Raw genomic sequence first — 14,364 nt, forward strand, 5'->3', positions numbered from 1 at the left:
CGATCTCGTCGGAGCCGGGCGAGCGCTGGTGATCAGCTCAGCGGCGTCCTCGGCTCGATCCCCTCCATCATGAGCGTCAACATCCGGTCGGCCACGGCCCGGTCCGGCTCCGTCCGGTCTCCGTCGCGGTGCTCGGCGGCGGTCAGGATTCCGGCGACCAGTCTGATCAGCTCGGGCGTCGTCAGGTCGGCGCGGATCTCGCCTTTCTGCTGGGCGCGGGTGAGCAGCGAGGCCGCCGCCCGGTGCAGCAGGTCGTGGCAGGACACCTCGTCGCCGGACTCGTCGTCCTGGAAGGTGATCAACGCCGTGGCCGCGACGCCGTGCACGACGCCCGCGTCGGCGAGCGCCATGCCCAACCACGTGCGCAGGGCCGCGCCGGGGGACGGCGCGTCGAGCAGGTCCCGGGCCTGCGCGCACAGCCTCTCGATCCGTTCGCGGAACACCGCGTCCAGCAGCGCCTGGCGAGTGGGGAAGTGGCGGTACAGGGTGCCCGGCCCGACGCCTGCCCGGGTGGCCACCGTGTCGAGCGGGGCGCTGACGCCCTGTTCGGCGAAGAGCTCTCGGGCGATGTGGATCAGCCGTTCCCTGTTGCGTCGAGCGTCGGCGCGCAGGGGCCGGGGAGTGCCTGCGGTCGACGGGGTGCCATGGGTGGTCATCGGACTCCCGCAATTATCGGAGAGTGTCTCCGTATATGCTCCGTCGTAGCGGAGACACACTCCGTTTCTTCCGATCCCGGTGGCAGTTCCACCGGGATGCCTGCCCCGCCATCGTCCCCGACGCCGGGTGACGACGTCGCGGAGCAGGTCAGGAAGGGCAGTCTCGACGCCTGTCCTTGATCCCGCTGGAGTCGTGAGCGGGGATCGGCGTGGACGAGCTGCACGGCGACCGGAGGGACCGAGGGTGACCGACCGACGCCGCAGCTCGCCGCGCCTGCCCTGCGCAACAGGACAGCCGGGATCGCAGACAGGCTCTGTGGAGGAGAACGCGATGACTGAGCACGGAGTTCGCCGCCTGCCCGACCTGGGCCGAGTCGGTGTCTGGACCAACGGCACGGCCTGGCAGTCGCCCGAGCGCAACGCCGAACTCGCCGCCGAGGTGGAAGAGCTGGGTTACGGCGCGGTCTGGTTGAGCGAGGGAGTCACCCGCGACCCCTTCCTGGACGCCGACGCCATGCTCCGCGCCACGAGCAGGCTCACCCTCGCCACGGGGATCGCCGTCATCTCGCTGCGGCAGCCGTGGGCCGTCAACGCCCTCACCGCTCGGCTCGCGGACGCCCACCCGGATCGCTTCCTGCTCGGCCTCGGCACCAGCAACGCCGCCTTCGTCCGGGACCTGCTCGGCCTGCCGTTCGACAAGCCCCTCGCCGCGATGCGCGACTACCTGACCGGCCTCGACGCTGCCCGCGCCGCCACGGCCGCCATGGGCCTCGACGTCGCAGGGCCGAGACAGCCCAGGGTGTTGTCGGCCCTCGGGCCGAAGATGCTGGCCCTGGCAGGCAGCCACGCCGAGGGGACCCACACCTACCTGGTGCCGCCCGAGCACACCGCGCTGGCCAGGCAGATGCTCGGCCCCGGGCCGCTGGTGGTGCCGGAACAGGCGGTGGTGCTCAGCACCGATCCCGAGGTGGTGCGGCGGCGGGCCCGAGCCCACGTGGGCAGCTATCTGGCGCGGCCCGCCTACCCGGCCAACTGGATCAGGCTGGGCTTCACCGAGGACGACCTCGTCGACGGCGGCAGCGATCGGCTGGTGGACGCCGTGGTCGTGGGCGGGGACGCGGCGGCGATCCGCGCCCGAGTGCAGGCCCACCTGGACGCGGGCGCCGACCACGTCTGCATTCAGGCGCTCGGGGACGACCCGACGACCGTGGACGTCGACCAGTGGCGAGAACTGGCGCCCGCCCTGCTCTCCTGACCGGCGAGTGCTCGATTCCGTCGGGTAGAACGGGCCTCGTTTCCGGCGGTGCCACGGGTTGTCGAGCCTGCGCGGCCGAGTGCACCTCGGCTTCTCGCCCGGCGGGAGGTCGACGGAACTCGGATCGCGGCGGGCGCCCCGCGCCTGCCGCGCCGAGTGGACCGCCTGCGCCCGGCCGCCGGGCCTGGCCTGCCGGGCCGCGTCGGCGGCGTCGATCACACCGTGCCGCGCCGCCGAGGCGGTCAGGACACGGGCGCCACACTGGACCAGTTCAGGGTCAGCTCCCCGAGCCGACTGCGGCGTCGGACGTCTCGCAGCGGCCAGCCCCGGTCGGCCAGCCTGGACACCGTCTCCACCCAGCGCGCCCTCGGCCCGAACGGACTCACCGGCGCCGCGTTGGCCCAGCAGGCATCGAGGTCGGTGAAGAGGGCGTGCACCCGCTCACCCGGCACGTTGCGGTGGATCAGCGACTTGGGGAGCCGCTCGGCCAGGTCCGACGGCCGTTCGATGTCGGCGGGGCGACACGCCAGGGTGAGGGTCGACGGGCCTGCCTCGGTGAGCGTCACCCAGCAGCATCGACGGCCGATCTCGTCACAGGTGCCCTCGACGAGCAGCCCGCCCGGCGCGAGCCTGCCGAGCAGCGTCCGCCACGCCTCGGCCGCGTCGGCCTCGGAGTACTGGCGCAGCACGTTGAACGCCCGGATGAGGGCAGGCCTGCGACCTGCGAGTTCGAAGCCGCCTCTGGCGAACTCCAGCGCGGGCGGCCGTGCCGTCGGCTGCGCCGCCGCGACGCGCTCCTGATCGATCTCCAGCCCCAACACGCGCAGGTCGGCCCGTACCGCGTGCAGCCTCCGCGCCATCTCCAGGGTGGTGACCGGTGAGGAGCCGTAGCCGAGATCGACCACCAGCGGATCTTCGGCGGCGCGCAGGGTTCGCGTCACCGCCGCAGTCCCCGTCATCCACCGGTCCACCCGGCGCAGCCGGTTGGGGTTGGTCGTCCCCCTGGTGGGCAGCCCCAGCGTTCGAGCCCGCCCGGCCGCCAGCCGGGGCACCCGTTTCGCCATCGATCGCGTCAGTCCGTCGGCCTGCCCGCGATCACGTCGAGCGTGAATCGCGATTCGGCGTTCAGCAGCTTGCTGACCTCCTCGGCCACCAGACCCTCCACCATGCCGCCCATCAGCGGAATGCGGGCGGTGACGGTGCCGGTGCCCAGCATCTGCGCCCCGATGCCGTGCGCCTCGACGAGCATCCGGCCCTCGATCCGGACCCGTGCGCCCTCGACCTCGGCGATCACGACGCCCTCGTACCGCTGATCGTCGACGCGGGTCCACGTCTCGGTGCGGTCGATCACGATCCCGTTCGGGGCTAGCGAGCGCACCGCCTTGGGCAGATCGCCTGCGGAGATCCCGTGCCGCAACTGCACGGTCGCGCCCGCGTCGTCGGCCTGTCTGCTGATCAGTGCGGCGTTCGGGCCGCCCAGCCGACGCAGCCTGCCCGCCAGGTACTCCTCGTCGACGAGGAGGAGATAGAGCTTCTCCGGCTTGAGGTCATCGGTGCGCACGCTGAACTGGATGGGACGGGCCATGGCACGAAAGGCTACCGTTGGCCCCCGTGACCACACCGTTGTCGGGGTCCGCGACAGGCGTCGCCGCCCCGCTAGCCGACGTGCCGCTCGCCGATCACACCACGCTGCGGCTTGGAGGCCCTGCCGCAGGCTTCATCGAGGCCAAGACGTCCGCCGAGGTCATCGAGGCGGTCACCGCCGCCGACGCGAGCGCGACGCCCGTCCTCGTGCTGGGCGGCGGCTCGAACCTGGTGGTGTCGGACGACGGATTCCCCGGCATCGTGGTGCGGATCGCCACGCGGGGGCGGCGGTTCGAGCGGGTTTCGGCCGGCGGAGTCGGCGAAGGAGATAGAGCGGGCGGAGCCGGCGAAGGCAACAGAGCAGGCGGAGCTGGCGAGGGCGATAGAGCCGGCGAAGGCAACAGAGCAGGCGAACACAGCGGGCCCGACGGAGCGCCGGCCGTGGAACTCGTCGTCGAGGCGGGCGAGGACTGGGACGACGTCGTCGCCGACGTCGTGGCGCGCGGACTCTCCGGGCTGGAGTGCCTGTCCGGGATTCCCGGTCGGGTCGGCGCGGTGCCGGTGCAGAACGTCGGCGCCTACGGCGTCGAGGTGTCGGAGCTGCTGACCTCAGTCGACCTGCTCGACCGCCGCACGGGCGAGTCGCGCACCGTGCCTGCGGCCGAGCTGGGACTGGCCTACCGGACCAGCGTGCTCAAGGGCCAGGATGACGCCGTCGTGCTGCAAGCCCGGTTCCTCCTGCACGAGGATGCCGAGTCCCGGCCGATTCGCTACGCCGAGCTGGCCCGCACGCTCGGCGTCGAGGTCGGTGCCCGAGCGCCGATCGTCGAGGTTCGCCGGGCGGTCCTGGGACTGCGGGCTGGCAAGGGCATGGTGCTCGACCCGACCGATCCGGACACCTGGAGCGCCGGGTCGTTCTTCACCAACCCGCTCGTCGCGGGCGCCGATCTGCCTGCGGTGCTGGCCGTCATCGCGGCCGAGGTCGGAGCGGACGTGCCGGTGCCGCAGTATCCGGCGGGCGAGGATCAGGTGAAGCTCTCGGCGGCCTGGCTCATCGAGCGGGCGGGATTCCACAAGGGACACGCGGGGCCGAGCGGTCGGGTGGCTCTGTCCGGCAAGCACACCCTGGCGTTGACCAACCGAGGCGGCGCCGCGACCGAGGAGCTGCTCGCGCTGGCCCGCGAGGTCCGCGACGGCGTCGAGACCGCCTTCGGCATCGAACTCCACCCGGAGCCGGTGCTGGTCAACTGCGCGCTCTGACGGCCGCTCGCGGCAGCAGCCGACGGCCCCCGGTGGTCTGTCACGGCGTGGGCAGCGCTGGCAGCGCCTCGTTCAGCTTGGCCTTCACCGCGTCCGGGGCGGCCTCGCGCACCATGGGGCGGACACAGCGGCAGCGGTCGAGCCGGGCCTCGACGACGCAGAGATAGACGCCGATCACCCGCAGGGCGAGCGCCACGTCTCGCAGATTGCCGAGTTGGTGATCGGCGTACTTCTCCGCGAGGGATGCGACGGCCCTGCGGACGACCTCGGGCCGGTCTCGGAGGGCGCGTCGCACGACGCCCTGCACGTCGCGCACGAAGCGGTTGCGCAGTCGACACAGCTCCTCGGCGACGTCGGCGAGCACCGGACACACCGTCGCCCCCGCTGATACCAGCGCCTGCCAGTCGGCCGCACCCGCCAGCGCCCTCGATCGCGCCCGCACCCGACCCTGCCAGGCGGCGCGGGCGGTATGCCGCTCGATGACGGTGCGCGTCGCCGCCGGGCCGCGCGGGCCCCGGCGTCGCGACGGGGTGCGGATGCCGGGTGGCTTCGTGGCCGTCGAGCGGCCGCCCGTTCTCGATTTCGATCGGCGGACAACGGGCGCGGGTTTCTGCCGAAATGAGGCGCCGAGTGAATCGTGCAGATGGCAGCGGCGGTGGAATGTCGACGTGCGGTCGACGGGATTTCGACACGGGGTGCCGTCCTGTGTCGGATGGCCGCAGCGGCGAGGAGGTGGGCCTTTTCGCGCCATTCGACGATTCTGCTGGACTGCCCGCAATTCGTCTGTAGTCATCTCGGGTGATGACGGTCCGCCTGTCGGCCGGCCAGCCTGCGCCCCGGGCGCCAGGCCCGACGCCTGCCTGCCCTGGTCGGCGGCGGCCGGTAGCTCACTGTGCGTGTCCATGGCGGGCATTACTCCTTATGGGTGCAGACAGTCCGCAGCAGGGCTAAATCGTTGGTTGAGTGTCAGTCCGTTCGGGTAGAACACCGGCATGAACATGATCGAGGGGCGAGACATCGTGGATCGTGGTATGGGCACAGGGGTGCCGGTGGAGCAGGCGGACGGCCTGGTGGTGAACACTCGCCGTGGTCGCTCCTTGGCCGTGCTGGTCTCCGTCGACGAGCTGGCCGCGCTGGAGGACGACCTGGAACTCAGCCTGGGCAGCCGCATGGTCGCCTGACGATTCCCCGCTGAAGAATCGACGCCGGGTCGCCTGGGTGGGTGCCACCGCGACCTGCGTCGTCGCCTTTGGACAATCGTCGAGGCGATATTCGATCCTGTTTCATCCCGGTGCCGTGTCGAATCCGAGCCGGATTCTATGCCGTCATTCCGGAACACCGGCGGTCTTCTCACCGACATGAGCGTGGCCGGATACTGCGCAGGCTCGGCCACCGATGAGCCGCTGTGCCAGTCGTGAATCTCGGCGAAGCTCGGGGACCCCCGGACCCCGAACCTGGGTGACGCCGCTCTCGAGCTGCCGCAGCGGTCGGCCACGGCCGGCGAGCGAATCCCCGGCAGCCGAGGCGGCGGTGGGCGGCGGTGGAGGGCGCCCACACGGCGGAGTCGTCGCCAGCCGCTCCCCAGGCCGAGGAGTAGCGGCCTGCTGCCGCCGCCGCACGAGTCCGCCCTGATGGTCGACGCGAATTGTCGCCCTTGCCGGGTACAACGGAGGAAAGGCGATGAAACACGGACGGCGATGTCAGGAGTGCTTCAGTGGTCGCGGAATACCGTCGAGGAGTCTCTCGCTTTGCCGATCTCGTCGCGCCGGTCGCCCCGGTGCGCTTCGCCGAGGCGTTGCTCGGCTGGCTCGCCGACAGCCACACGGCCGCGCGGGACCTCCAGGAGCTGCGGCGACGCCATTCGAAGGCCGACTGGGCGAACACCCACAGCTTCGGCACCGACCGTTATCACTATCTGGTCGGGACGGCCGAGGCAATGGCCGAGGAACTGAGCGGTGTCGAGTCCGACCAGTCGCGGCAGTCGTTATTCCTGCGCACTCCGCAGGCGTTGATCTATCAGTGTCGGGCCAAGGGCGGCTCGCCGGACGAACCGCTCCTGCAGGAGGGATACGTTCAACGCAGCCTGGCCATGCCCGACGTGGACCCGGCCGACCTCGATCCTGGATTGTTCACCCCCAAGTTCGCCGTCAGCGGCGGACGCGAGGTGATCTTCCTGCTGTGGACGGGTTCCGAGGAGGGGCTCGCCGAGGCGTGGGTGGGACAGGGCAGCCGCAATGCCCAGCACGGCATCGCCTGGACGTGGCTGCATCCCCTGCGGGACGTGATCGACGGGATCGGCTCGGCCGCGCCCTCGACGACGATTCCCGACGGGCCTACGCAGCCCATGCTGGACCTGCCGGAACTCGATCTCTCGCCGCGTGGCGAGGAGGCCGCAGGCGCAGCGGACCCCGCCGCCGACGGTGACGACCCGCAGGCCCGGCCCGAGGCCGGCTGACGCCGCTCAAGATCCACTTCCGGCCACCCTCGTGGCACGGCGCGAGCCGCCACGGGGGAGACTGGTCGCCGGCAAGAGTCTGTCTTCGATCCCGCTGGAGTCGTGAGCGGGGATCGGCGTGGCTGAGCTGCCAGGCGGAGAGGGAGCCATGACTCCAGTCATGGTGACCGACGACGACGCCGCAGATCGCCACGCAGGCCCCGCGCAACGGCAAGGCGGGGATCAAGGACAGGGTCTAAGACGAGCGGCGACCACCGGGGGCGGCATGACGATCACGGGTTCCCCGCGAGAGGACCGGCCGTTCGACCCGGCGCGGCTCGTGCTCGGTCGACGGCTCGCGGGGCTGCACACCAGGGACCTCGCCGCCGCGATCGATCGCGTCCCCGCCACCGTCGCGCGGTACGAGTCCGGCCTGGCCACGCCGCCGGCCGACGTCAGAGAGCGATGCGCCCAGACGCTCGGCCTGCCGGTGAGCTTCTTCGAGCCGGGCCGGCCTCAGCTGCGGCTGGACACCGGGCGGGCGCACTTCCGCTCGCTGCGGGCCACCACCGTGGTGGAGCGTGATCAGGCGTTGGCCCAGGTGGAACTGCTGTGGGAGATCGTCGTCCGCGTCGAAGAGGTGGTGAACCTGCCGCCGGTGGACCTCGACGCCGTCGCGGCGGACAGCCCGGCGGCAGCGGCGCGGGCGGTCCGGCACGCCTGGGGATTCGGTGACGGGCCGCTGCCGCATCTGGTCCGGCACCTCGAGGCCCGTGGCGTGGTGGTTACCCGGCTGCGCGGTGCCGGGGCGGCCCGGGGCCCGGCCGCCAAGGGCTCCTCGACGCCTGCACAGGCAGGCTCGCCGGGATCTGCGGCCTACGCGCGACCGAAGTCGGGCAGCTCCCGGCGCGGACGCAAGAACATCGACGCCTTCTCCGCGCCGGTCGACGGCAGACCCATCATCGTGCTGACCGACAAGGGCGACGTGCTGCGCCGTCGCTTCTCCGTCGCCCACGAACTCGGCCACCTGATGCTGCACCCGGACCCGGCCCCCGGCAGTGCACATCACGAGGGCGAGGCCAACGCCTTCGCCGCCGAGCTGCTGATGCCGGAAGCGGTGTTCGGCGACCTGCTTCCCGACCCCACCGACCTCGTCGCGCTCGCCGAGCTGGGCGGTCGCTGGGGGGTGTCCATCGCCGCGATGGCCTATCGGGGCCGCACGCTCGGCGTCTACTCCGACTCGGTGTTCCGACAGCTCATGGTGACGCTCACCAGGCTGGGCTGGCGGTCTGGCGAACCGGTTCGGGGGGAGCATCCCGGCGAGGAGCCCGCTCTGCTCGTCAAGGCCCTGGACCTGGCGGCCGATCAGGGCCTCCCGCTGTCGCTCCTCGCCGAGCGGCTGCGGATCGGCCTGCCCTGTCTGCGGGAGCTGCTGGGCATCCGGGTGAGCCGTCCCCGGCTTCGGCTGATCTCCTCGTCCGGCTGACCCCGTCACCGGTCGGCGTTCGCCGACTGCCTGCAAGAGCCTGTCCTTGATCCCCGCCTTCCTGTTGCGCGGGGCCAGCGCGGCGATCTGCGGCGTTGTCGTCAGTCGACATAACTCCGTTATGTCTCTTTCCTCCGCCTGGCAGCTGAGCCACGCTGATCCCCGCTCACGACTCCAGGGGGGACCAAAGACAGGCTCTAAGGGCCGACGGCGCCTCGCCCGCCCCGGGCCAGGGCGAAGACCGTCGGGGGTCCTCGCCCGGCCCGAGGAGCGGGCGGCGGCGCGCAGACTGTTCACGCGCAGTTCCGGGACACGAGCAGGCGTGGCGCGCGCACTCTTCGTCGGTCAGGGCATCGCGTGCACGCCGAACCGGGCGCCGAACGGATCGGTGATCATCGACAGCCTGCCGAAGGGGAAGTCCTCCGGGGTGCTGGCCTGACCGCCCGCCGCGACGACCCGCTGCACAGCCGCATCAACGTCGGAGACCTCGAACGTGGTGTCCCAGCCGGTGGGCATCGTGCCGTCGGCGGCGAAGATCCCGCCGACGTCGTGACCGTCCGGCCGGATCAGGGACAGGAACTCCATGCCGGGAATCTGCGTGTTGCGTTCGGGTGTGAAGCCGAAGACCGAGGCGTAGAACTCGGCGGTCGGCTCCGGGTTCTGGGTCATCAGGTCGTTACGCACCAGCGAGTTCGGCTCGTTGACCAGCTGCGCGCCGACGAGAGCCCTGCCCTGCCAGAGACCGAACTGGGAGCCTGCGGGATCGCGCACGATCGCCATCCGGCCCTGGTCCATCACGTCCATCGCCGGATTGACGATCGTGCCGCCCGCCGAGACGACGCGTTCGACGGTGGCGTCGCAGTCGTCGGTGGCCAGGTACACGCTCCACCAGAAGTCGGCGGCGTCGGCGTCCGGATTCGCCATGAGCCCGGCGACGGCCTTGCCCCGAAGCTGACAGATCGTGTAATTGCCCGTCTCGGGCGGGCCGGTGACGAACTCCCAGCCGAACACGGCGCGGTAGAAGTCGATCCCCCGCGCCAGGTCGGGGATGCCGAGGTCGATCCACGTCGGCGTCCCGGTGGGCTGGTTGGCGGTGACCTCGCTCATGGCTGCTCCGATCGGCCGAATCGATGCTGTCGGGCGAACGGTAAGCACGCCGCCCGGCGCCGCGTCGGCTGAGCTGCGGTTTTCCGCCGGTACGGATGAGCTGTGTCGCGCAGGCGGGGTGGATTAGCGCCGATCTCGGCGACGGTAGGACCGCCCTGCACCGATCGGCCGTCCCCGAACCCGTCGGCACTGAGCCGCCCGTGACCGGCAGGCCGCCGCGCCGGGCGGGCGGTCACCGCATCGAGCGCGGTGCCCCGACGGGACGCATCCTCGGCCGCGATGGCCGAGTCCGGCGGACGGACCGTCCCGCGCTGTCGGCGGCCGGGCGACTCAAGAAGGACTCCCCCCGGCTCACCGCCGCTCGCCCTCCGCGCTGCTCAACCCTCCCGGACGGCTCGCATCGCGGAGTGCTGTGCCCGCGGCTTGAGGACGATGGAGTCGATGTTGACGTGTGCCGGGCGGGTGACCGCGAAGCCGATGGTCTCGGCGACGTCCTCGGCCGTCAGCGGCGTCAGGCCCGCGTAGACGCCTGCCGCGCGCTCGGCATCGCCGTCGAAGCGGACCAGCGAGAACTCGGTCTCGACCATGCCGGGCAGGATCTCGGTGAACCGGACCGGATCGGCGAGGTGCTCGCCGCGCAGCGTGCGGTGCAGCGCACTCTCGGCGTGCTTGGCGGAGGTGTACCCGGCGCCGTTGTCGTAGGCCTCGATCGCCGCGATCGAGGTGACGGTGACGACGTGGCCGTTTCCGGAGGCGATCAGGGCGGGCAGCAGCGCCTTCGTGATCCGCATCGTCCCGATGACGTTGGTCTCCCACATCCAGCGCCAGTCGTCCTCGTCGGCCTCGGCGACCGGCGCCAGGCCTCGGGCGCCGCCCGCGTTGTTCACCAGCACCCGGGCGGCGGGGATCGCCGCGACGAAGGCGGCCACCGAGTCCCGATCGGTGACGTCCAGTTGCAGGGCGGTGCCTGCGATCTCCTCGGCGAGGCGGGTCAGTCGGTCGACCCGGCGGGCGCCGATCACGACGTGGAAGCCCGCCTCGGCGAGCGTGCGGGCGGTGGCCTCGCCGATACCCGCGCTCGCCCCCGTGACCACGGCGACGGGGCGGTCGTCCCGCCCGGAGGGGGCACCTGCCGAGGTCGTCACGTCGTTCGCGGGCTTGAGGTCGTTCGCGGTCTTCATCGCGTCTGCCGCCGCGACGGCGGCGGTGTCGGTGTCGCTGGCGCGGTCTGCCTCACTCGTGTTCACGGCTTCCGATGGTGCCCGATTCGCCGCCGCCGCACCGACCACCCGGCGGTGTGACGCGCGACACCGCACGGTCGCCTGCGGCTCGACCGGCGCAGACCCCCTCGTGCGCCGGTTCGGCCGAGCGGCGGTCGTGGCCGGGGACCAGCCTGCGCCGGCCGGGCTGCGCAGGCACTCAGCGGACGCGTCGGCCCGCCTGGACCGGGGGGCCGTCGATCGCGCAGTAGTGGCCTCGGGGACGCGCGGTGCCGGGCCGGTCGGGACGGTCGCTGATCAGCAGCGCCCCGATCAGCCCGCCGAACACCAGCAGCGCCGCGCACAGCACCATCGCGATGTGGAAGCCGTGGGTGAACGCCGTCGCGTCCTGGTAATCGTCGCCGCTGATGCCCGCAGCCATCGGGAGCACCGCCACGGCGAGTAGTCCCGAGGCACGGGCGATCGCGTTGTTGACGCCCGAGGCCACCCCGGCGTGCCGGGTCTCGGCGGCGGTGAGCACGGTGGCCGTCAGCGGCGCGACGATCAGGGCCAGCCCCAGGCCGAAGACGATCACGGCGGGCAGGACGTCGCGCGGATAGGACGAGCCCGGACCGATCCTGAGCATCAGCAGCACCCCGCCCGCCGCGAGCAGCGGACCGCCGCTCAGGAACAGCCGGGGACCGAGTCGATCGGCCAGCCCGCCGACCCTGGCGGAGAGCGCCAGCATGATCAGGGTGACCGGGAGCAGCGCCGTGCCCGCCAGGATCGGGGAGAACCCGGCCGCGACCTGGAGCTGCACCACCAGCAGGAAGAACACCCCGCCCAGTGCGGCGTAGACCGTCGCCGTGACGAGGTTCGCCGAGGTGAACTGGCGGTTGGCGAAGATGTCCGGCGGGAGCATCGGGTATCGACGTCGACGTTCGGTGGTCACGAAACCCGCCAGTGCGGCGATGCCGATCACCGCGCCCACGCCCACCGTCGCCGACCAGCCGCCGCCCGCCGCGATCAGGGCGAACGTGGCGCCGCCGAGCCCGAGGACGCCGAGCAGTCCGCCGAGGACGTCCAGCCGGGGCGCCGCCGCCGGGTCGCGGGACTCCGGCACCGCCCGCAGCACCAGGGCCACCACGGCGGCGGCCAGCGGAAGATTGATCAGGAAGATCCATCGCCAGCCGGGGCCTTCGACGAGCCAGCCCCCGAGGAACGGGCCGATGGCCGTCGCGATCCCGCCGAAGCCCGACCAGGCGCCGATGGCCTTGGCCCGGTCCTCGGGATGAAACGACGCGGAGATCAACGCCAGGCTGCCCGGCGTCAGCAGCGCCCCGCCGATGCCTTGCAGGACGCGCGAGGCCACGAGCATCTCGACCCCGACGGCCACCGCGCACAGCGCCGAGGCGACGGCGAACCAGACGATGCCGACGACGAAGACCCGACGGCGGCCGTAGCGGTCCCCGAGCGAGCCGCCGAGCAGGATCAACGAGGCCAGCGTCAGGGTGTAGCCGTTGACCGTCCACTGGAGGTCGGCGAAATCGGCGTCGAGATCCCTTCCGAGGACGGGGAGGGCCACGTTGACCACCGTCGCGTCGATGCCCGCGATCGCCGAGCCGAGCACGGTGGCGAGCAGGAGCAGCCTGCCGGTGGCGGTGCCGAGCCTCACCTGCCCCGGACGTGCTGCCGCGCCTGCCGCCATGCGAGACCTCGCCTCGTGCGATCCCCGGACCGATCGACCCCGTCAGTGCTGCTCAGCGCCGGGTGATCTGAGGCTACGGCCACAGCCGACTCCCCTCAATTCGTGACGGGCGTCCCGCCCGCGCCGCCTGCTCTACGGTGCGGACGGCGACCGGGTCGCGAGGCAGGCTCAGTTCGTGGGCAGCTCGGCGATCGGGACGGCGTCGGCCATCAGCTCGGCGCCGCGCTGATTCGGGTGCGAGCCGTCGCCGACGTCGAGATCGGATCGCAGTCGTTCCGGTCGCTCCGGATCACGGACCACGGTGTCGAGGTCGACCACCAGATCGAAGTGTGTCGAGCGATGCAACGCGGCGTTCAAGGCGATACGGGCCGTCTCGACCTCCGGGCTGAACGATCGGTGCGCCCCGAACGGGGTCACCGTGGTCACCACGACGAACAGGCCCCGCGCGCGGCTCTGATCGGCCATGTCCTCCAGCGCGGCCAACACCGTGGGGGTGTCCGCCCCGTTCCGGAGATCGTTGCCGCCCGAATTGAGGATGACGGTGCGTGCGCCTGCCAGCGAGAGGACGTCCCGATCGAGCCGGTCGAGCTGGCTGCTGCCGCCGTAGGTCGTCGAGGTGATGATCTGATTGCCGGAGATCGAGGCGTTCGCGACGGCCAGCGTTCGCGGCCCCGAGACCTTCGCCAGTCGATCGGAGAGCAGGTCCGGCCAGCGTCGCGAAGCGGCCATGTCGGAGCCGACCCCGTCGGCGGTCGAGCTGCCGAGCACCACGACGGTGCCCCGCGCCGTGCCGCCGTAGATGACCGCGGCCCCGACCACCGGCCTGCTTCGATGTCGCTCGAACATCGCGCCGCCTGCGTCCATGCTGTGCTCGCCCGTCGCGAGCCAGGTGGGCTCGCCGGTCATCGAGTGCAGGGTGACCGGCCCGGTCGGGCCCGGCAGGTGATAGCTCACGACGAGCCGCGATCCGTCGCGGACGGCGAAGGGCACCGGGTCGGTGTAGACGCTCTCCCCGGCCGGGATGCGCAGTGCGGTCTGGCCGTCGTCGCGCAGCCGGACCCGGCCGCCGAGCGCGATCGCGGGCCCGTCGTTCAACGGCCTGGCGAGGGTGACGGCCTCCACGTCCAACGGCGTTAGTCCGTAGGTGTTGTCTAGTCGTAGGCTGATCGCGTCGCCGCCCGCGCTGACGCGGATGACGGTGCGGACGGTGACATCGGTGAAGCCGAGCGACTCCGGCTGGGCCTCCTGCGGAGGCTGCGGCGCAGCGGACCAGGTCGTGATCCCCGCCTGCGGATCGAGTGCGACAGGCAGCGCCTCCTTCGTCGGGCCCATCGGGAGCACCGACAGCACGGCGAGACCGCCGAGGACCAGAGCGGCTGAGGTGAGCCTGCGCATTGTGGGTCTCCTGATGGTGTGGTCGTGCCGCACACGGCCGTCGGGGCGCGCGTGCCATGCCCGCGATCTCCGCCGGGCGAGGTGTCCGACGTCTGTCGCACGCCCGCGGCAGGCAGATCGATCCTGCCGGTCGGGAAGCTCTGCCGGAAGAGTGTCGTTGAGCAACAGGGCGGGCTTCGTTCGGAGTCGAAGCCGAGTCAGAAGAAGCACGAGGAAAGGATGATGCAGCGTGGCCGAACTCGGCGCGTGCGTCCCGTCGGCAGCCGGGGCGAGCGGAGAC

13 protein-coding genes are annotated in these 14,364 nt (G+C 71.8%); 5 read left to right on the top strand and 8 right to left on the bottom strand.

The features are described from left to right. Positions 1 to 32: 32 nt before the first annotated feature. Positions 33 to 656: a TetR/AcrR family transcriptional regulator gene (locus UA75_RS02130; protein ID WP_075738409.1), complete on the bottom strand. Its 624-nt coding sequence runs from the start codon at positions 654 to 656 to the stop codon at positions 33 to 35. Positions 657 to 987: 331 nt separating this feature from the next. Between UA75_RS02130 and UA75_RS02135 the strand changes: the two genes are divergently transcribed. Continuing rightward, positions 988 to 1,911 (top strand): TIGR03620 family F420-dependent LLM class oxidoreductase, encoded by a 924-nt coding sequence (locus UA75_RS02135; RefSeq protein WP_075743314.1) that lies wholly within the window; start codon positions 988 to 990, stop codon positions 1,909 to 1,911. Between the two features lie 242 nt (positions 1,912 to 2,153). On the opposite strand, the gene UA75_RS02140 is transcribed toward UA75_RS02135, so the two are convergent. Then, positions 2,154 to 2,975, bottom strand: coding sequence for a class I SAM-dependent methyltransferase (locus UA75_RS02140; protein ID WP_075738411.1), 822 nt, complete (start codon positions 2,973 to 2,975; stop codon positions 2,154 to 2,156). 8 nt (positions 2,976 to 2,983) lie between these two features. Next, positions 2,984 to 3,496: a DUF2505 domain-containing protein gene (locus UA75_RS02145; protein WP_075738413.1), complete on the bottom strand. Its 513-nt coding sequence runs from the start codon at positions 3,494 to 3,496 to the stop codon at positions 2,984 to 2,986. A 26-nt stretch (positions 3,497 to 3,522) separates the two neighbouring features. Between UA75_RS02145 and UA75_RS02150 the strand changes: the two genes are divergently transcribed. Beyond that, positions 3,523 to 4,755, top strand: a complete 1,233-nt coding sequence (locus UA75_RS02150; RefSeq protein WP_232251149.1) for a UDP-N-acetylmuramate dehydrogenase — start codon at positions 3,523 to 3,525, stop codon at positions 4,753 to 4,755. A 40-nt stretch (positions 4,756 to 4,795) separates the two neighbouring features. Here the strand turns inward: UA75_RS02150 and UA75_RS02155 are convergent, their stop codons facing one another. After that, positions 4,796 to 5,197 (bottom strand): hypothetical protein, encoded by a 402-nt coding sequence (locus tag UA75_RS02155; protein ID WP_075738417.1) that lies wholly within the window; start codon positions 5,195 to 5,197, stop codon positions 4,796 to 4,798. Positions 5,198 to 5,747: 550 nt separating this feature from the next. On the opposite strand from UA75_RS02155, the gene UA75_RS02160 reads away from it, so the two are divergent. From UA75_RS02160 to UA75_RS02170, 3 genes are all read left to right on the top strand, one after another. After that, complete coding sequence (locus UA75_RS02160) at positions 5,748 to 5,936, top strand: hypothetical protein (protein WP_075738419.1); 189 nt, start codon at positions 5,748 to 5,750, stop codon at positions 5,934 to 5,936. Between the two features lie 533 nt (positions 5,937 to 6,469). Continuing rightward, positions 6,470 to 7,210 (top strand): hypothetical protein, encoded by a 741-nt coding sequence (locus tag UA75_RS02165; protein ID WP_075738421.1) that lies wholly within the window; start codon positions 6,470 to 6,472, stop codon positions 7,208 to 7,210. Between the two features lie 265 nt (positions 7,211 to 7,475). Further along, on the top strand, positions 7,476 to 8,675 hold the full coding sequence (locus tag UA75_RS02170; RefSeq protein ID WP_075738423.1) for an XRE family transcriptional regulator: 1,200 nt from the start codon (positions 7,476 to 7,478) through the stop codon (positions 8,673 to 8,675). 345 nt (positions 8,676 to 9,020) lie between these two features. On the opposite strand, the gene UA75_RS02175 is transcribed toward UA75_RS02170, so the two are convergent. The 4 genes from UA75_RS02175 to UA75_RS02190 form a co-directional block, all read right to left on the bottom strand. Beyond that, complete coding sequence (locus UA75_RS02175; protein ID WP_075738425.1) at positions 9,021 to 9,782, bottom strand: VOC family protein; 762 nt, start codon at positions 9,780 to 9,782, stop codon at positions 9,021 to 9,023. 377 nt (positions 9,783 to 10,159) lie between these two features. Continuing rightward, positions 10,160 to 11,029 (bottom strand): SDR family NAD(P)-dependent oxidoreductase, encoded by an 870-nt coding sequence (locus tag UA75_RS02180; RefSeq protein WP_232251150.1) that lies wholly within the window; start codon positions 11,027 to 11,029, stop codon positions 10,160 to 10,162. 172 nt (positions 11,030 to 11,201) lie between these two features. Then, positions 11,202 to 12,689, bottom strand: a complete 1,488-nt coding sequence (locus UA75_RS02185; RefSeq protein ID WP_075738427.1) for an MFS transporter — start codon at positions 12,687 to 12,689, stop codon at positions 11,202 to 11,204. A gap of 168 nt (positions 12,690 to 12,857) precedes the next feature. Further along, entirely contained in the window at positions 12,858 to 14,084 is a 1,227-nt protein-coding gene (locus UA75_RS02190; RefSeq protein WP_075738429.1) for a GDSL-type esterase/lipase family protein, read from the bottom strand. Between the last annotated feature and the right edge of the window lie 280 nt (positions 14,085 to 14,364).

This window comes from Actinoalloteichus sp. GBA129-24, assembly GCF_001941645.1.
In the GTDB taxonomy this organism is placed as follows: Bacteria; Actinomycetota; Actinomycetes; order Mycobacteriales; family Pseudonocardiaceae; genus Actinoalloteichus_A; species Actinoalloteichus_A fjordicus.

Coding starts and splice junctions, on each gene's coding strand:
- UA75_RS02140 (WP_075738411.1), bottom strand. CDS start 2,975: ATGGCGAAACGGGTGCCCCGGCTGGCGGCCGGGCGGGCTCGAACGCTG.
- UA75_RS02160 (WP_075738419.1), top strand. CDS start 5,748: ATGAACATGATCGAGGGGCGAGACATCGTGGATCGTGGTATGGGCACA.
- UA75_RS02185 (WP_075738427.1), bottom strand. CDS start 12,689: ATGGCGGCAGGCGCGGCAGCACGTCCGGGGCAGGTGAGGCTCGGCACC.
- UA75_RS02145 (WP_075738413.1), bottom strand. CDS start 3,496: ATGGCCCGTCCCATCCAGTTCAGCGTGCGCACCGATGACCTCAAGCCG.
- UA75_RS02190 (WP_075738429.1), bottom strand. CDS start 14,084: ATGCGCAGGCTCACCTCAGCCGCTCTGGTCCTCGGCGGTCTCGCCGTG.
- UA75_RS02170 (WP_075738423.1), top strand. CDS start 7,476: ATGACGATCACGGGTTCCCCGCGAGAGGACCGGCCGTTCGACCCGGCG.
- UA75_RS02130 (WP_075738409.1), bottom strand. CDS start 656: ATGACCACCCATGGCACCCCGTCGACCGCAGGCACTCCCCGGCCCCTG.
- UA75_RS02135 (WP_075743314.1), top strand. CDS start 988: ATGACTGAGCACGGAGTTCGCCGCCTGCCCGACCTGGGCCGAGTCGGT.
- UA75_RS02175 (WP_075738425.1), bottom strand. CDS start 9,782: ATGAGCGAGGTCACCGCCAACCAGCCCACCGGGACGCCGACGTGGATC.